This window comes from Myxococcus eversor (assembly GCF_010894455.1).
GTDB lineage: Bacteria > Myxococcota > Myxococcia > Myxococcales > Myxococcaceae > Myxococcus > Myxococcus eversor.
In genome coordinates this window covers 74217-91110 of sequence record NZ_JAAIXY010000006.1, presented here as the reverse complement: position 1 = coordinate 91110, position 16894 = coordinate 74217, and the positions used below count along the sequence as shown (strand labels likewise).

Here is a 16894-nt window from a genome sequence, read left to right as displayed (position 1 = left end):
CGTGTTCCGAGGCGTCTATGAGCACCAGATCGACGCGAAGGGGCGGACCAGCCTCCCGGCGAAGCTCCGGGAGACCTTGGTGGGGGCCTATGACGAGCGGCTCATCATCACCACGGCCCTGGACCGGTGCCTCCACGCCTACCCGGTGCGGGAGTGGGAGGCGCTCGAGGCGTCCCTCGCGCGGCGCAATCCGATGGAGCCCGGGGTGAAGACGCTGATGCGCCTGTACGTGGCCAGCGCTCAGGAGTGCCCGCTGGACAGGCTGGGGCGGCTGCTGATTCCGCCGTCGCTCAGGACGTATGCGGGGCTGGAGAAGGACGTGGTGTGGGCGGGGATGGTGAAGGTGATCGAACTTTGGAGCCGCGAGGGTTGGGCGAAGGCCCAGGAAGAGGCCCGGCAGGAAGCGGCCTCCGCGGACGTGATGAAGGTGCTTTCCGAGCTGCGGCACCAATAGCCGGAAAGTCGACAGAAGGTCGGAGTCCCGAGAGGGTGGCACGCGTATGAATCAGGTTCTGGAGGTCCGGCGGAGGGCGACGAGCGCGCTGGCGGGTACCGACCGCGTGGAGACGCTCATGCTGGAGGGCGAGCTGAGCGAGCAGGACCTGCTGAAGCTGTGCGACGAGCTCACCCAGCGGATGCACCGGGGCGTGCGTCAGGTGGTGCTGGACCTGTCCGAGGTGGGGCACCTCAACTACCGGGGCGTCAAGCCGCTGATGGCCCGCGCCGAGGCGTTCCGTCGCACGGGTGGAGACTTGAAGCTGTCCGGACTGTCGCCGTACCTGGCCGCCATCTTCCGGGCGGCGGGCGCGCACGACGCGTTTGAAATCTACCCGCACATGAACGACGCCCGCGCCGCGTTTTCACTCGCGCGGGCTCCCTTCGTCTGACCGCGTGGGGGACTTGGACTTCCAGCACCAGACCGTCCTTCTGCGTGAAGCGGTGGATCTGCTGCGAGCCGGAGCGGGCAAGGTGATCATCGACGGCACACTGGGGGGCGGTGGCCACACGGAGGCGCTCCTGGCACAGGGCGCGTCCGTGGTGGGCGTGGACCGAGACCCGGTGGCGCTCGCCGCCGCCTCCGCCCGCCTGGGGCCCAATCCCCGCTTCCAGGGCCGCGCCGGCAACTTCGCGGACCTGCCCCGCGTGGCCGCGGAGCTGCTTCCGGTGGACGGCGTGCTGGTGGACCTGGGCGTCTCCTCCCCGCAGCTCGACGTGGCCGAGCGCGGCTTCTCCTTCATGAAGGACGGCCCGCTGGACATGCGCATGGGCCCGGATGGCCCCACCGCCGCGGAGCTCATCGCGTCCACGGACGAGTCGGAGCTGGCGCTCATCCTCAAGGAGTACGGCGAGGAGCCCTTCGCCCGGCCCATCGCCCGCGAGCTCAAGCGCGCGCTGCCCACGCGCACGCTGGAGGCCGCCGAAGTCGTCAAGCGCGCGGTGCCTCGCAAGGCGTGGCCCACGCGGATCCACGTCGCCACCCGGACGTTCCAGGCGCTGCGCATGGCGGTGAACCAGGAGCTGGAGGCGCTGGACTCGCTCCTGGCCGCGTTGCCCACGCTGCTCAAGGTCGGCGGCCGCGCCGCGGTCATCTCCTTCCACTCGCTGGAGGACCGCAAGGTGAAGGAGGGCTTCCGCACGCTGGAGGGCCGCTGCACCTGTCCTCCGGGCCTTCCCATCTGCGTCTGCGCCAGCGTGGGCAACTTCATCGTGGTGACGAAGAAGGCCGTGGCCGCCTCTGACGAAGAGATTTCGGTCAACCCCCGCTCTCGAAGCGCGCACCTGCGCGTGTTGGAGAAAGTACGATGAGCAAGGCGTCCTCCCCGCGTGGCTCCGTGTCGTTGACGGGGGTGCTGTTGCACCTGCTGCCCGCCGTCCTCCTGTTCTCCCTCTTCGCTGGAGTGGGCATGCTCCACGTCACCAGCCGGGTGATGGTGGTGGACATGGGCTACCGGCTGTCGCGCGCGGAGTCGGAGAGCCGCTCGCTCACCCGGGAGAATGACCGGCTCAAGCTGGAGCTGGCCACGCTCAAGGCGCCGGGTCGGCTGGAGCGCGTGGCGCGTGAGCAGCTCGGCATGACGATGCCCGCCGGCAGCGCGGTGGTGTCGCTGTCCGCTGACAAGCCCTCGCGAAACAGCGCGTCGGCGTCCGCTCCTTCTCAAGACAATGCTGGCGTACGCGTGGCGGGCCGTGGAGGCTCGGGCCGGTGAGGGACTTCAAGGCGACACGGGCCCCGGAGCCCAACACGAAGGGACTGAAGCTGCGCGTGCAGCTCTTGTTCAGCCTCTTCCTGTTGCTCCTGGGCGTCGCCTTCGGTCGCGCCGTGCAGCTCCAGGTCTTCGAGCAGGAGAAGCTGCGCGGAATGGCGCAGGACCAGTACGTCCGCCAGATTGAGATTCCGGCCCGCCGGGGCGACATCTTCGACCGGCGCGGCACGCCGCTCGCCCAGAGCGTGGAGGTGGACTCCATCTGGGTGGACCCCTCCATGCTCCCCGACGTGCGTCAGGCCTCGCGCTCGCTGGCCAAGGCGCTGAAGGTGGACGCGGACGAGCTGGGCGCGCGGCTGGCGCGCTCCAAGCGCTTCGCCTGGGTGAAGCGTCAGGCCAAGCCCCAGGAGGTCGCCGCCGTGAAGGCGCTGGGCCTGCCCGGCATGGGCTTCACCAAGGAGCCCAAGCGCTTCTATCCGCAGCGCGAGCTGGGCGCCCACGTCGTGGGCATGGTGGGCATGGACGGCAAGGGCCTGGAGGGCCTGGAGCTGGCCTTCGAGGACGAGCTGTCCGGGCAGAACTCCCGCATGTCGGGCTTCCGCGACGCCAAGGGCCGCAAGCTGCTGGTGCAGGGCGCGTTGGATCCGCTGGAGCGCCAGGGCGCCGCCGTCACGCTGACCCTGGACCGGCATCTCCAGTACGTGGCGGAGAAGTCCCTGGCCAAGGCGGTGGAGGAGGCCAAGGGCATCGCCGGCATGGTGGTGGCCCTGGACCCGAAGACGGGGGAGATTCTGGCGCTGGCCAACCACCCCCGCTTCAACCCGAACACCCCGGAGAGCATCACCCGTGGCACGGTGCGCAACCGGGGCGCGCTGGACACCTTCGAGCCTGGCTCCACCACCAAGCCCTTCGTGGTGGCCACGGCGTTGGAGGAGAAGGCCATCACCGAGGAGAGCGTCTTCTTCTGCGAGAATGGCGCCTGGCGCGTGGGCCGCCACACCATCAACGATACGCACCCCTACGGGTGGACGGCGCCCAGGGGCATCCTCCAGGTCTCCTCCAACATCTGCATGGCGAAGATTGCCCAGGTGCTGGGGCGCGAGAAGATGGTGGCCGGCTACCATGCCTTCGGCTTCGCCGAGCGCACGGGGCTGGCCCTGCCGGGAGAAGGGCGGGGCGTCATCCCGTTCCCGAAGGCGGAGGTCTCCCTGGCCACCCAGTCCTTCGGGCAGGGAATGACGGCCACCGCCGTGCAGATTGCCTCGGCCTATGGTGCGCTGGCCAACGATGGCGTGCTGATGCGGCCCTACCTCGTGACGAAGGTGGTGGACCCCGACGGGGTAGTGCTGCTTGAGAATCGCCCCACCGAGGTCCGCCGGGCGGTTTCCGCGAAGGTGGCCAATCAGGTGGTGAGCATGCTCGAAAGCGTGGTGGTCAAGGGAGGCACCGCCCCCAAGGCCGCCATGGAGGAGTACCGGGTCGCCGGCAAGACGGGAACGGCCCAGAAGGCGGATCCGGTGGCTCGGGGCTACTCGGACAAGCGGATTGCCTCCTTTGTCGGCATGGTGCCGGCCGAGGATCCGCGCATTGTCATCCTCGTGGTGGTGGACGAACCCAAGACAGACGTGTACGGGGGGCTCGTGGCTGCCCCTGCTTTCAAGGAAATTGCGACCGCTGCCATGGCCCACCTGGCCGTGCCCCCGTCTCGGACGGTGGCACCCGGGGTGGCCGTGGCGGCAGCATCCTCCGTGCCTGTCGTGGCGAAGCCGGTGGCGAAGGCCACCGAGCCCGCTCGGCCGGCGTTGGAGGAGGCGGTTTCGGAGAGCCCTGAGCCCGGCACGGTGCGTGTGCCGGACGTCCAGGGTGCCGGAGGTCGCGAGGCCGTGGTGAAGCTGCTCGCCGCGGCTCTCGAGCCACAAGTACTGGGCAGTGGACGTGTGGTGTCTCAAACCCCCGCCGCCGGCTCGCTGGTGGAGAAGGGGGCCCGGGTGACGCTGGAGCTCGCGACGCGGCAATGAGGCCGCGCTCGTTCCAGGCCCCGCGCTTGCAATGCGTGTGAAGGGGAAGAGATGAAGCTGACGGATGTCCTCGCAGGGTGTGGTGCCGAGCAGACCTCGGGTGGTCGTTCCGCGGTCGACGTCACCGGTGTGACCCAGGACTCGCGGCATGTGAAGCCTGGCGACTTGTTCATCGCCATTCCAGGCACCAAGGAGGATGGTGCCCAGTTCATCGGGGAGGCCGTGTCACGCGGAGCCGTGGCGGTGGTCTCCGAGAAGCCGGTGCCTTCCTCGCAGGTGCCCTTCTTCAAGGTGGGCAGCGCGCGCAAGGCGCTGGCCCTCATCGCCGCGAACTTCCATGGCCGGCCGGCCGACAAGCTGACGTTGTTGGCCGTCACGGGCACCAACGGGAAGACGACGACGTCGTTCCTGCTGGAGGCGATGAGCGCGGCGGCCTACGTGTCCACGGGTGTCATCGGCACCCTGGGCTACAAGTTCGGGGGCAAGACGGTCGAGACGGCCAACACGACGCCGGATCCGCTGGAGCTGCATCGCATCTTCAGGGAGATGGTGGACGCGGGTGTGGAGACGGTGGTGATGGAGGTGTCCAGCCACGCGCTCGCGCAGGAGCGCGTGCACGGGTTGACCTTCAAGGCCGCGGGCTTCAGCAACCTGAGCCGCGACCACCTCGACTACCACAAGGACATGGAGGACTACTTCCAGGCGAAGCGGAAGCTCTTCGCGGAGAACCTGTCCGCCACGGGCGTGGCCGTGGTGAATGGCGACGACACGTACGCCAGCCGCATCTACAACGAGCAGCGCGGTCAGAAGCGCATGGCGTGGAAGTTCAGCCGCACGGGCGCCGGTGAGATTTCGGCCTCGGATGTCACCTTCTCGCTGACCGGCATCACCGGCACGCTGAAGACGCCCTCGGGCGACATCGCGCTGAAGAGCAAGCTGCTGGGGCCCCACAACCTGGAGAACATCCTCCTGGCGGTGGGCATCGGCATCGGCGCGGGCTTCTCGCGCAGCGACGTGAAGGTCGGCATCGAGCGGATGACGCCCGTGGCTGGCCGCATGGAGCGCGTGGAGAACTACGGCCCCGCCGGGGCGCCCGCCGTGTTCGTGGACTACGCGCACACCGACGACGCGCTCAAGCGCGCGCTGGAGGCTTCGCGCGCGATGGCCAAGGGCCGTGTCATCACGGTCTTCGGCTGCGGTGGAGACCGGGACAAGGGCAAGCGTCCGCTGATGGGCGCGGTGGCCGCGGAGGCCGCGGACCTGACGGTCATCACCAGCGACAACCCGCGCACGGAGGACCCGGACGAAATCATCAGCCAGGTGACGTCGGGCGTGGAGAAGGGCGGCCTGCGCCGCATCTCCGCGAACAAGGCGAAGTCGGGCGAGAAGGGCTACCTGGTCGAGGCGGACCGGCGCACCGCCATCGAGCAGGCCATTGCACTGGCGAGCGCGGACGACGTCGTCCTCATCGCTGGCAAGGGCCACGAGACGTACCAGCAGGTGGGCAAGGAGAAGCTCAGCTTCGATGACCGCCAGGCCGCCGCCAAGGCGCTGGCGAGCCGCACCGCCGGCTGAGAAGGCTCGCGGACGGGACGCCCCACACCCCTATGGCAGCTCGATTCAGCGACGAAGAGGTGGTGCAGGCGACGGGGGCGACCCGGCTCGGAAGTCCCGGGCCGGCCGCCTTCGAGGCCGTCTGCACCGACACGAGGGCACTCACCCCGGGGTGCCTCTTCGTGGCGCTGGTGGGTGAGCGCTTTGACGCCCACGCCTTCGTGGACGTCGCGGCGAAGGGTGGGGCGGCCGGCGCGGTGGTGGGGCGGGGCCGCGCCCTGCCCGCGCTACCAGAGGGCTTCACGCTCTACGAGGTCGACGACACGCTGATGGCGTTGGGGGCCCTGGGCCGCCACCACCGTCAGCGCTTCCGCATTCCCATCTGCGCGGTGGGCGGCTCCAACGGGAAGACGACCACCAAGGAGATGGTGGGCGCCATCCTCGCCACGCGCGGGCCGGCGCTGAAGACGGAGGGCAACTTCAACAACGAAGTGGGCGTCCCCCTGACGCTGTTCCGGCTGGAGCCCCAGCACGTGGCGGCGGTCATCGAGGTGGGGATGAACCGGCCCGGCGAAATCCAGCGGCTCACCCGGGTGGTGCGGCCGGACGCGGGGGTCATCACCGTCGTCCAGCCCGAGCACCTGGAGGGGCTGGGCAGCCTGCGGGGCGTGGCGGACGCGGAAGGGGAGATGTTCCAGGAGATGGGACATGGGACGACGATTGTCGTCAACGCGGACGACGCGCTCATCCCCGCGCAGGCCGAGCGCAGTGAAGCGAACCGGCTGACCTTCGGCCGCGCGGACGGCTCGGACGTGCGGCTGGTGTCGGTGGAGACGAAGGGCCGCGACGGCATGGTGGCCACGGTGCGCCACCTGGGCCGGGAGTGGCCGGTGCGGCTGGGCTTCATCGGTCCGCACAACGCGCAGAACGCGACGGCGGCCTTCGCGGTGGCGCTGGCGCTGGGCTACACGGCGGAGGAGTGCGTGAAGGGCCTGGAGGCGGCGAAGCCGTACGCGCGGCGCCTCAACGTGGTGGACGGGTTGGGAGGCGTGACGGTGATTGACGATTGCTACAACGCGAACCCCGCCTCCATGGACGCGGCGCTGGAGACGCTGGGCACGCTGGTGACGCCCGGGGGCCGCGCGGTGGCGGTGCTGGGCGACATGCTGGAATTGGGGCCGGGCGAGTTCGAGGAGCACGCGCGGCTGGGCGGGCAAGTTGCAGGCAAGGCGGAGCTGGTGGCCTTCTTCGGCCCGCGCTCCGCGGAGGGTTTCAAGCACGCGGGGCTGGGTGGGTCCGCGGCGCATTTCACGGAGGTGGAGCCCCTGGTGGCGTGGTTGACGCCGAGGCTTCGTCCTCACGACGTGGTGCTGGTGAAGGCAAGCCGCGGAATGCGGCTGGAGCGGGTGGTGGCCGCATTGACGGGCACGACCGCGTCCTCCGGAGGAAACCACTAGTGCTGTATCTGCTCTACGAGCTCATCCAGAACACGGAAGCGGGGCGGGTTCTCAACTTCCTGCGCTACCCCACCTTCCGCATCATCGCCGCCGGAGTCTTCGCGCTCGTGCTGGGCATGCTGATTGGGCCGCGCCTCATCGCGAGGCTGCGCCTGAAGCAGCACGGACAGAGCAACGTCCGCGAGGACACGCCGGACTCGCATCAGAAGAAGAAGGGCACGCCCACCATGGGTGGCGCGCTCATCCTCATCTGCATCGCCGCGGGCACGCTGCTGTTCGCGGACCTGAAGAGCCGCGCCGTCTGGGTGGTGCTGCTGCTGACCTTCGGCTACGGCTTCATCGGCTTCCTGGACGACTGGCTCAAGCTGTCCAAGCGCAACTCGAAGGGCCTGGCGGGGCGCAAGAAGATGGTGCTGCAGACCGTCTTCTTCCTCATCGCCGTCTTCGGTCTGCTGACGACGTGGACGCAGCCGGACGGTTCGTTCGGCCCCACGCTGCTCATCAACACGCGGCTGACGCTGCCCTTCATTCCGTCCCACTGGTTCAACCTGGACCTGGGCTGGTTCTACGTCGTCTTCGCGTGGATCGTCATCGTGGGCACGTCCAACGCGGTGAACCTCACCGACGGCTTGGACGGGCTCGCGATTGTCCCCACCATCGTCTCCGCGATTACCTTCGCGGTGCTCTGCTACGTCGCGGGGACCACGCTGAGCATCGCGGACTCGGTGACGGTGGGCGGCACGACGAAGCTGGTGGCCACGCCGCTGTGGCAATACCTGGGCATCCTCCAGGTGCCGGGCGGCGCGGAGCTGGCGGTGTTCTGCGCGGCCATCGTCGGCGCGGGCATCTCCTTCCTCTGGTTCAACACGTATCCGGCCTCCGTGTTCATGGGGGACATCGGCTCGCTGGCGCTGGGTGGCGCCCTGGGCGGGCTGGCGGTGCTGTCCAAGAACGAGGTGGTGTCCGCCATCATCCACGGCATCTTCTTCGCGGAGGCGCTGAGCGTGATGATTCAGGTGGCCTCCTTCAAGATGACCGGCAAGCGCGTGTTCAAGATGGCGCCGGTGCACCACCACTTCGAGCTCAAGGGGCTGGCCGAGCCGAAGATCATCGTCCGTTTCTGGATCGTCTCCATCCTCTGTGGTGGCGTGGCGCTCCTGTCGCTCAAGCTGCGCTGATTCTCCCGAGGGGTGGAACATCCATGACGTTCGCGCTGTCCGGGCAGAAGGTGCTGGTATACGGGCTGGCGAAGAGCGGCGTGGCGGCGCTGCGCCTCTTGTCGCAGCGGGGCGCGAGAGTGACGGCGCTGGACGCCCGGAGCGAGGACGCGCTGGGCGACGTGGCCCGCGAAGTCAAAGCGCTGGGCGCCACGCTCGTCACCGACCCCGCGACGCCGGGCCTCCTGGAGTCGCAGTCGCTGGTGGTGGTGAGCCCGGGTGTGCCGCTGGCGCTGCCGGAGCTGCGCGCCGCCGCCGCCGTGGGCGTGCCCGTCTGGGGCGAGGTGGAGCTGGCGTGGCGCTTCCTGGAGTCGGTGCCGCTGTTCGGAATCACCGGCACCAACGGGAAGAGCACCACCACGGCGCTCACCGGCGAGCTGTTCCTCCAGGGAAAGAAGCGCACCTTCGTCGGCGGCAACCTGGGCCGGCCCTTCAGCGAGGCCGCGCTGACGCCCGGCGACTGGGACGCGCTGGTGGTGGAGCTGTCCAGCTTCCAACTGGAGGGCATCCAGACGCTGCGCCCTCGCGGCGCCGCCATCCTCAACCTCACGGCGGACCACATCGACCGGTACGCGAATCATGGCGCGTATGGCGAGGCCAAGGCCCGCATCTTCCACCACCAGCGAGAGGGTGACTTCGCGGTGGTGAACGCGGACGACGCGGACGTGCTCGGGCTGGCGCGACAGGCGCGAGTGCCCGTGTACGGCTTCAGCCTCACGGGCAAGCCCGTGGCGGACGCGCCGAAGCTGGCGGGGCTCGCGTTGGCGGAGGAGGGCGGCTTCCGGCTGGACTTCCAGGGCGAGAAGTACCGGCTGAACAACCGCGCGCTGCGAGGGGCCCACAACGCGCAGAACGCGATGGCGGCGACGCTCCTGGCGCGGCTGGGCGGCGTGTCGGCCGAGGCGGTGCAGGCGGGACTGGACAGCTACCCGGGCCTGCCTCACCGGCTGGAGAGCGTGCGGGTGCTGGACGGGGTGGAGTGGGTGAACGACTCGAAGGCCACGAACGTGGACTCCGTGCTCGTGGCGCTGCGCGCGTTCCAGGACGGGCTGTGGCTGATTGCCGGCGGCAAGGGCAAGGGCGCGCCGTACTCGCCCATGGTGGAGGCGGGACGGGGCAAGGTGAAGGGCGTGCTGACCATCGGCGCCGACGCGGAGTTGCTCGCCCGGGCGTACGAGGGGCAGGCGGCGGTGCATGCGTGCGGCACGCTGGCGGCCGCGGTGGCGAAGGCGCGTGCGCTGTCGAAGGCGGGTGACACGGTGCTGCTGTCGCCCGCATGTGCGTCGTACGATCAGTTCAAGAACTTCGAGGACCGGGGCGACAGTTTCAAGCGCCTGGTCGGAGCGCTGTGACGGCATGAAGACCTCTCCTCCGTCGAACGCTCCCGTGCGGTTCGACCCCATCCTCCTGTGCGCCGTGCTCGGCCTCGTGACGATGGGCCTGGTGATGGTGTACTCGGCGAGCGCGGTGCTGGCGCAGGACAAGCTCGGCGACAGCCTCTACTTCTTCAAGCGACAGGTCACCGCGGCGGGCATCGGCCTGGTGGCGATGGCCGTGGCGATGAAGCTGGGCTGGCGCAAGCTGGCGCGCTTCGCCTATCCGCTGCTGCTCGCGGCGATTGTGTTGCTGGTGCTGGTGGCCATTCCCGGCATCGGCTCCACGGCCGGCGGCGCGCGGCGCTGGATTCGGCTGCCGGGCTTCAGCCTCCAGCCGGCCGAGGTCGCCAAGTTCGCGTGGGTCGTCTACCTGTCCTACTCGCTGGCGAAGAAGCGCGAGAAGGTGGCGACGTTCTCCGTGGGCTTCGTCCCGCATCTGGCGCTGTGCGGCATCCTGGTGATGCTTTGCATGCTCCAGCCCGACTTCGGCAGCAGCGTGCTGCTGGTGTTCATGTTGTTCGTGCTGCTGTTCGCCGCGGGCGCGAAGCTGAGCTACCTGGTCGGCTCCATCCTGCTCGCGCTGCCCATGGCGTACGTGGCGATTGCCTCCAGCCCGTACCGCATGAAGCGCATCCTGGCCTTCCTGGACCCGTGGGCGCACCGGCACGACGTGGGCTACCAGGTCGCCGAGTCCCTCATGTCCATCGGCTCCGGTGGCGTGGTGGGCCTGGGCCTGGGTGACGGCCGGCAGAAGCTCTTCTTCCTGCCAGAAGCGCACACCGACTTCATCTTCTCCATCCTCGGTGAGGAGACGGGGCTGATTGGCGTGGGCGTGCTCGTGTCGCTCTACGGCCTCGTCCTGTGGCGCGGCGTGCGCGCGAGCCTCGCGGCCGGGGAGACCTTCGGTACGTACCTGGGGCTGGGCATCACCTCCATCATCGCCTTCCAGGCCACGGTGAACATGTGCGTGGCCATGGGGCTGCTGCCGACCAAGGGCCTGACGCTGCCGTTCGTCTCGTACGGCGGCACGTCACTGGTGGTGCTGATGGGCGCGGCGGGCGTGTTGTTGTCGTTGAGCGCCAGCGCGGAGGGCGCGCCTCGGAGCGCGCGTGCGGGTTCGGAACTCAGGGAGGTGGCGGCGTGAAGGTGCTCATCGCGGGGGGCGGCACCGGTGGTCATCTCTTCCCGGGCATCGCCCTGGCGGAAGAAGTGGTGACGCGTCACCACGCCAACGAAGTCGTCTTCGTGGGGACGGAGCGGGGCCTGGAGGCGCGCGTGGTTCCGCGCGAGGGCTATCCGCTGGAGCTGGTGAAGGTGCAGGGCCTGAAGGGCAAGGGCTTCTTCTCGCTCATCAAGGCGCTCGTCGCGCTGCCGCTGGCCTTCATCGAGTCGTTCCGCATCCTCGCCCGGCAGAAGCCGGACGTGGTGGTGGGCGTGGGCGGCTACGCGAGCGGTCCGGTCGTCCTGGCCGCGTGGCTGATGGGCATCCCCACCGCCATCCAGGAGCAGAACGCGCTGCCGGGGCTCACCAACAAGCTGTTGGGCAAGGTGGTGCGCGTGGTCTTCATCGCCTTCGATGAAGCGCGGCGCTTCTTCCCGGAGAAGAAGGTGCAGCTCATCGGCAACCCCATCCGCCGCAAGCTGATGGACAACTACCTGCGCAGCCACGTGGCGCACGAGAACTTCTCGGTGCTCGTCTTCGGCGGCAGCCTGGGCGCGCGCGGCATCAACCAGCGGATGTTGGAGGCGCTCGACTCGCTGGGGGACTTGAAGGAAGGCCTGCGCTTCGTGCACCAGACGGGGAAGAACGACCTGGAGACGGTGCGCAAGGGCTACGCGGACAAGGGCTTCCACGCGGACGTGGTGGAGTTCATCGACGACATGTCGAGCGCGTACGCGATGGCGGACCTGGTCATCTGTCGCGCCGGTGCCACCACGTTGGCGGAGCTGACGGTCTGCAAGAAGGCGAGCATCTTGATTCCCTTCCCGCACGCCACGGATGACCACCAGACGGTGAACGCGCGGGCGCTGGTGGACGCGGGCGCGGCGCTGATGTTCCAGGAGTCGGAGCTGACGGGCGCGAAGCTGGCGGAGACGCTGCGGACGCTGAAGTCGCAGCCGGAGCGGCTCAGGGGCATGGAGAAGAAGGCGGCCCTGCTGGGCCGTCCAGAGGCGGCGAAGGAGCTGGCGGACGTGTGTGTGGACCTGATGGTGCAGACCTGGGGCCCCACGGGCCGCGAGCGTCCCACCCCCGAGGCGAAGACGGCACCCAGGAGCAAGTCGTGACGAAGAACAAGCCCCCCAGCCTCTTCAAGACGCGGCACGCCGCGCAGGTGCACTTCGTGGGCATCGGCGGCATCGGCATGAGCGGCATCGCAGAGGTGCTCCTCAACCTGGGCTACCGGGTGTCCGGCTCCGACTTGAAGGAGAGCGATATCACCCGGCGCCTGACGCGCATGGGCGCCACCATCTTCGAGGGGCACAAGGCGCAGAACCTCGTCCAGGCGGACGTGGTGGTGATTTCATCCGCGGTGCGCAAGGACAATCCGGAGGTCGTCACCGCGCGCCAGCGGAAGATTCCCGTCATCCCCCGCGCGGAGATGCTCGCGGAGTTGATGCGGCTGAAGTACGCCGTCGCCGTCGCTGGCAGCCACGGCAAGACGACGACGACGTCCATGGTGGCCACCGTGCTGAGCGCGGCGGGGCTGGACCCGACGGCGGTGGTGGGCGGCAAGGTGAACGTGCTCGACTCCAACGCCAAGCTCGGCAAGAGCGAGCTGATGGTGGTGGAGGCGGACGAGAGCGACGGCAGCTTCCTCAAGCTGCACCCGTCCATCGCCATCGTCACCAACATCGACCCGGAGCACATGGACCACTACGGCTCGCTGGAGGTGCTCCAGACGGCTTTCGTGGAGTTCTGCAACCGGGTGCCCTTCTACGGCCTCAACGTGTTGTGCCTGGACAACCCCAACGTCCAGGCGCTCCTGCCGCGCATCGAGAAGCGCTTCGTCACCTACGGCAGCTCGCACATGGCGGACTACCGCCTGGAGAGCATTGCCCTGGACGGCTTCACCACCACGTTCCACGCGTTCCGCCGCGAGGAGGACCTGGGCGAGTTCCGCGTGCGCATGGTGGGCGCGCACAACGCCTTCAACGCGCTGGCTGTCATCGCCGTGGCTGAGGAGATGGACATTCCGCTGGAGACGGTGCGCACCGCGCTGGCCGAGTTCGGCGGTGTGCAGCGTCGCTTCACGGTGAAGGGCGAGGCCAAGGGCATCACCGTGGTGGACGACTACGGACACCACCCCACGGAGGTTCTGGCCACGCTGGCGGGTGCCCGGCGCGCCTTCGGTCGCCGCGTGGTGGTGGCCTTCCAGCCGCACCGCTACACGCGCACGCACGACTTGATGAAGGAGTTCACCACGTCGTTCAACGACGCGGATGTGCTCTTCGTCACCAACGTCTACGCGGCCGGCGAGGAGCCCATTCCGGGCGCCACCGGTGACGCGCTGGCGGAGGCCATTCGCGCGCACGGCCACCGCGACGTGACGTTCGTCCCCAAGCGCACGGACCTGCCGGCGGCGCTCCTGCCCCGGCTGCGCGAGGGGGACCTGGTGCTGACGCTCGGCGCGGGTGACATCACCCATGTGGGGCCGGACCTGCTCGGCCTGCTCGGCAACGCGGCTCCGGCGAAGGGCTAGCCGACATGGTGGAAGCAGGCGTGAAGACGGCGCTGGCGGCTCGCGTGGAGCGACTGCCGGACTGTGAAGTGAAGGCCGGCGAGCCGCTGGCTCCGCTCATCAGCGTCCGGGTGGGTGGCGCGGCGGAGGCGCTGGTGCGCCCGCGAACGCCCGATGCGCTCGTCGCCTTGCTGAAGCTCGCGAGGGACGAAGGCGCGCCCGTGAGCATCCTCGGTGGTGGCGCCAATACGCTGGTGGGGGACGGTGGCGTGGCGGGTGTGACGGTGAAGCTGCCCGGGGACCTGTTCCCCGAGCTCATCGAGGTGGGGCCCGACGACGGGCTCATCACCCTGGGCGCGGGCGCGGCCATCGTGAAGCTCGTCAACGTGATGCGCGGCCAGGGGCTGGTGGGCGCGGAGTTCCTCGCGGGCATCCCAGGCACCCTGGGCGGCGCGGTGTCGATGAACGCGGGCACCAAGAACGGCGAGGCGTTCCGTGTCATCGAAGCCGTGGAGGTCGCGTCGCCCGATGGGGTGGGGTGGCTGAAGAAGGCGCAGATACCGCATGCGTACCGGCACTCGGAGCTGCCGCCCGGGGGCGTGGTGACGCGGGTTCGCTTCCGGCTGCCCAAGGGCGATGTCGCCGCCTCCAAGGTCGCGATGGACGCGGACCTGGGCTACCGCAAGCGGACGCAGCCGTTGAGCCAGCCGAACTTCGGCAGCGTCTTCACCAATCCCCCTGGAGACCATGCCGGGCGGTTGATTGAGCTGGTGGGCCTCAAGGGGCACACGCTGGGGCGGGCGCAGATTTCGACGCTGCACGCCAACTGGATTGTCAACCTGGGGGGGGCCACCGCCCGGGACGTGCTGGGGCTCATCACGCTGATGCGGACGCGTGTGCATGAGCACTCCGGTGTCGACTTGAAACCCGAAGTCAAACGCGTGGGAGAGTTCCTGCCATGACAGCGAATCGCGGCGCCTTCTCGAAGGATGAACTCAAGAACAAGCGCGTGGGCGTGCTGTACGGCGGCCTGTCGTCCGAGCGCGAGGTGTCCCTGCGCACCGGCGCCGCCGTGGCGGGTGCGCTGCGCTCGCTGGGCTACGACGTGGTGGACATCGACGTGGGCAAGGACCTTCCCGCGCGCCTCATCGCGGAGAAGGTGGACGTGGCGTGGCTGGCGGTGCACGGCCGCTACGGCGAGGACGGCAGCCTCCAGGGCCTCTTGGAGTCCATGTTCATCCCGTACACGGGCAGCGGCGTGCTCGCGTCCGCGCTGGCGATGGACAAGGTCTACGCGAAGCTCGTCTTCATCGCCCAGGGCATCCCCACGCCCGCCTACCGCGCCTTCGCCGACGAGGCATCCGCGCTGGCGGCGGGTGACTCGCTGGGCTTTGCCTTCCCGGTGGTGGTGAAGCCCAGCCGCGAGGGCAGCAGCGTGGGTGTGCACATCTGCAAGGCGCGCGAGGACTACGACGCCGCCGTGAAGGACGCCGCGAAGTACGCGGGCACCTTGCTGGTGGAGCAGTTCATCAAGGGACGCGAGGTTCAGGGGGGAGTGCTGGACGACGAGGCCCTGGGCGTCATCGAGGTCCGCGCCGCCCGCGAGTTCTACGACTACGACGCCAAGTACAAGGCGGGCACGGGCACGCAGTACCTCTTCCCAGCGCCGTTGCCGGAGGCTCAGTACGCGCGAGTGAACGAGGTGTGTCTGGGCGCGCACCGGGCCCTCGGCTGCGCGGGCGGCTCGCGCTCGGACGTCATCGTCACGGAGGCAGGCGAGGTGTTCCTCCTGGAGACGAACACGCTGCCGGGCATGACGGCCACCAGCCTCCTGCCCAAAATCGCGGCGGGTCGTGGCATCGACTTCCCGGCCCTGTGCGAGCGCCTGCTCCTGGGCGCGAGTCTCAAGTCCTAGAGAAGAGACGTTCAGCCTCGCTCCATCTCCGCGACGTCGGAGACCGCGAGGCGCCGAGGACCCTCGTCGCGCTCCTGTCTCGCGGGGACCTCCGTACGGGCCGCGGCGCGTTCCCATCGTCACGTCACGTGGAGGGGCGTCCGTCGTCACGCCTTCCTCCCGCGCCCGGGCTTTCGCGTCCGGGGTTGCCTCCCGCGTGACGACCACCGATGGCCACTCCCGGCGTGACCTGGTGGAATCGAGGGTGGGGCGTCGCGGTGGGGGACTCCGTCCGGCCCGTGGAAATCGTCCCAACGCCTGCGAGACGGCGGGGCCATCACCCTTCGTCAGGCGCCGACCCGGTGCGGGAGAGGTCCATCCATCCACTCGTCGACACATTCGGGCCTGCGTCCTGATAAAAAGCCTTCTTGAAATCCAGCGGCTTGAGGACGAAGGTCGTCAGCCCTTTGCCTGGGGCCCGCGTGGGGCGGGAGCCCGGCTTCCTCGACGACGTCGTGCGCGCTACAGCGACGTCGCTGTAGCCAAAAACTGGCGTGGGGATCCATCCGCGCGCAGCATGGGTCCCAGCGTTCCCACACCATGGCCTTCGGTCGAAGCAAAAATCGCCGCCGTCAAGACACTGCCCAGCGAAATGAGGCCGTGAAGAGCGTCGTGCGCTCGCAGGGCCCGGGCGTCATGAAGGTGGTCGCGCTGACGCTGGTGACGGGGTTGTTGGTGTGGGGCGGGGTGGAGCTGCGCCGGTGGGCGCTGGCATCGCCCCGGTTCGAACTGGCGGCGGTGTCCTTCACCGGCCTGCAGCGCGCATCGCGCGTGGAGCTGCTGCGCCTGGCGGCTTTGACGAAGGGTCAGAACCTCTGGACGTTGGAGGTGGGGGCGTTGGAGCGAGCCATGCTCCAGCACCCGTGGGTGAAGAAGGTGGACGTGACGCGGCGCTTCCCGAACCGGGTCTCCGTGGAGGTGTCCGAGCACGTCCCCGAGGCGCTGGCGGTGATGGGAGAGCTGTACGTGCTGGACGAAGAGGGCGAGCCCTTCAAGCGGGTGACGCCGGGGGACGGGCTGGATTTGCCGCTCGTCACCGGGGTGGACCGCGAGGGCTACGTGACGGACCCCGCTGTGGCGCGCCAGCGGTTCCAGGCGGCGCTCGAGGTGGCGCGGGCGTACGCGAAGGAGTCGCCGGGCAAGCCGGAGCGGCTGTCCGAGGTTCGGATGGACGGGCGGGACGTGACGCTGGTGGCCGCTTCCGGACAGGAAGTGCGCCTAGGCGAAGGAAATTCCGAAATCAAGCTGCAGCGGTTGGGCCGTGTCCGGCGCGAACTGGGCGCCAGGGGGCTTGCAGCGGAGATCATTCACCTGGATAACCGGGCCCGGCCCGGTTGGGTGGCGGTGAAGCTTTCGAGCCCCGTGTCCGAGAGGAACGGGAGCGCGAGGCAGTAAGAGGACGCCCCTTTCACGAGAGTGGGGGGCCTGGGAGGG

Annotated in this window: 15 protein-coding genes; all 15 read left to right on the top strand. The window is 69.1% G+C overall.

The window, feature by feature from the left end:
* Position 1: 1 nt before the first annotated feature.
* The 15 genes from mraZ to G4D83_RS13820 all read left to right on the top strand — a co-directional run bounded on the left by mraZ (position 2) and on the right by G4D83_RS13820 (position 16855).
* Positions 2-454, top strand: coding sequence for a division/cell wall cluster transcriptional repressor MraZ (gene mraZ / locus G4D83_RS13890; RefSeq protein WP_141648205.1), 453 nt, complete (start codon positions 2-4; stop codon positions 452-454).
* Positions 455-500: 46 nt separating this feature from the next.
* Positions 501-887 carry an STAS domain-containing protein gene (locus G4D83_RS13885; RefSeq protein WP_163865222.1) on the top strand — a complete coding sequence of 129 codons (387 nt, stop codon included), beginning with the start codon at positions 501-503 and terminating at the stop codon, positions 885-887.
* Between the two features lie 4 nt (positions 888-891).
* Positions 892-1806 carry a 16S rRNA (cytosine(1402)-N(4))-methyltransferase RsmH gene (gene rsmH / locus G4D83_RS13880; protein ID WP_163865221.1) on the top strand — a complete coding sequence of 305 codons (915 nt, stop codon included), beginning with the start codon at positions 892-894 and terminating at the stop codon, positions 1804-1806.
* Positions 1803-2207, top strand: coding sequence for a cell division protein FtsL (gene ftsL, locus G4D83_RS13875; protein WP_163865220.1), 405 nt, complete (start codon positions 1803-1805; stop codon positions 2205-2207). The genes rsmH and ftsL overlap by 4 nt, the downstream gene beginning before the upstream one ends.
* Positions 2204-4222, top strand: a complete 2019-nt coding sequence (locus G4D83_RS13870) for a penicillin-binding protein (RefSeq protein ID WP_163865219.1) — start codon at positions 2204-2206, stop codon at positions 4220-4222. The genes ftsL and G4D83_RS13870 overlap by 4 nt, the downstream gene beginning before the upstream one ends.
* 51 nt (positions 4223-4273) lie before the next feature.
* A complete protein-coding gene (locus tag G4D83_RS13865; protein ID WP_163865218.1) occupies positions 4274-5797 on the top strand; it encodes a UDP-N-acetylmuramoyl-L-alanyl-D-glutamate--2,6-diaminopimelate ligase in 1524 nt (507 codons plus the stop codon).
* Between the two features lie 32 nt (positions 5798-5829).
* Positions 5830-7233, top strand: a complete 1404-nt coding sequence (locus tag G4D83_RS13860) for a UDP-N-acetylmuramoyl-tripeptide--D-alanyl-D-alanine ligase (protein ID WP_163865217.1) — start codon at positions 5830-5832, stop codon at positions 7231-7233.
* Positions 7233-8411, top strand: coding sequence for a phospho-N-acetylmuramoyl-pentapeptide-transferase (mraY, locus tag G4D83_RS13855; protein ID WP_141648328.1), 1179 nt, complete (start codon positions 7233-7235; stop codon positions 8409-8411). The genes G4D83_RS13860 and mraY overlap by 1 nt, the downstream gene beginning before the upstream one ends.
* Positions 8412-8434: 23 nt before the next feature.
* The gene (gene murD, locus G4D83_RS13850; RefSeq protein ID WP_163865216.1) at positions 8435-9802 is read left to right on the top strand and encodes a UDP-N-acetylmuramoyl-L-alanine--D-glutamate ligase; all 1368 of its coding nucleotides are present in this window, start codon (positions 8435-8437) and stop codon (positions 9800-9802) included.
* A 4-nt stretch (positions 9803-9806) separates the two neighbouring features.
* The gene (gene ftsW / locus G4D83_RS13845) at positions 9807-10970 is read left to right on the top strand and encodes a putative lipid II flippase FtsW (RefSeq protein ID WP_163865215.1); all 1164 of its coding nucleotides are present in this window, start codon (positions 9807-9809) and stop codon (positions 10968-10970) included.
* Positions 10967-12112, top strand: a complete 1146-nt coding sequence (murG, locus tag G4D83_RS13840) for an undecaprenyldiphospho-muramoylpentapeptide beta-N-acetylglucosaminyltransferase (RefSeq protein ID WP_163865214.1) — start codon at positions 10967-10969, stop codon at positions 12110-12112. The genes ftsW and murG overlap by 4 nt, the downstream gene beginning before the upstream one ends.
* Positions 12109-13527 (top strand): UDP-N-acetylmuramate--L-alanine ligase, encoded by a 1419-nt coding sequence (gene murC / locus G4D83_RS13835; protein ID WP_163865213.1) that lies wholly within the window; start codon positions 12109-12111, stop codon positions 13525-13527. The genes murG and murC overlap by 4 nt, the downstream gene beginning before the upstream one ends.
* Positions 13528-13532: 5 nt before the next feature.
* Positions 13533-14468 carry a UDP-N-acetylmuramate dehydrogenase gene (murB, locus tag G4D83_RS13830; RefSeq protein ID WP_163865212.1) on the top strand — a complete coding sequence of 312 codons (936 nt, stop codon included), beginning with the start codon at positions 13533-13535 and terminating at the stop codon, positions 14466-14468.
* Complete coding sequence (locus tag G4D83_RS13825; RefSeq protein ID WP_163865211.1) at positions 14465-15421, top strand: D-alanine--D-alanine ligase; 957 nt, start codon at positions 14465-14467, stop codon at positions 15419-15421. Before murB ends, G4D83_RS13825 begins: the two co-directional genes overlap by 4 nt.
* Positions 15422-16000: 579 nt before the next feature.
* Entirely contained in the window at positions 16001-16855 is an 855-nt protein-coding gene (locus tag G4D83_RS13820; protein ID WP_163865210.1) for a cell division protein FtsQ/DivIB, read from the top strand.
* Positions 16856-16894: the final 39 nt, after the last annotated feature.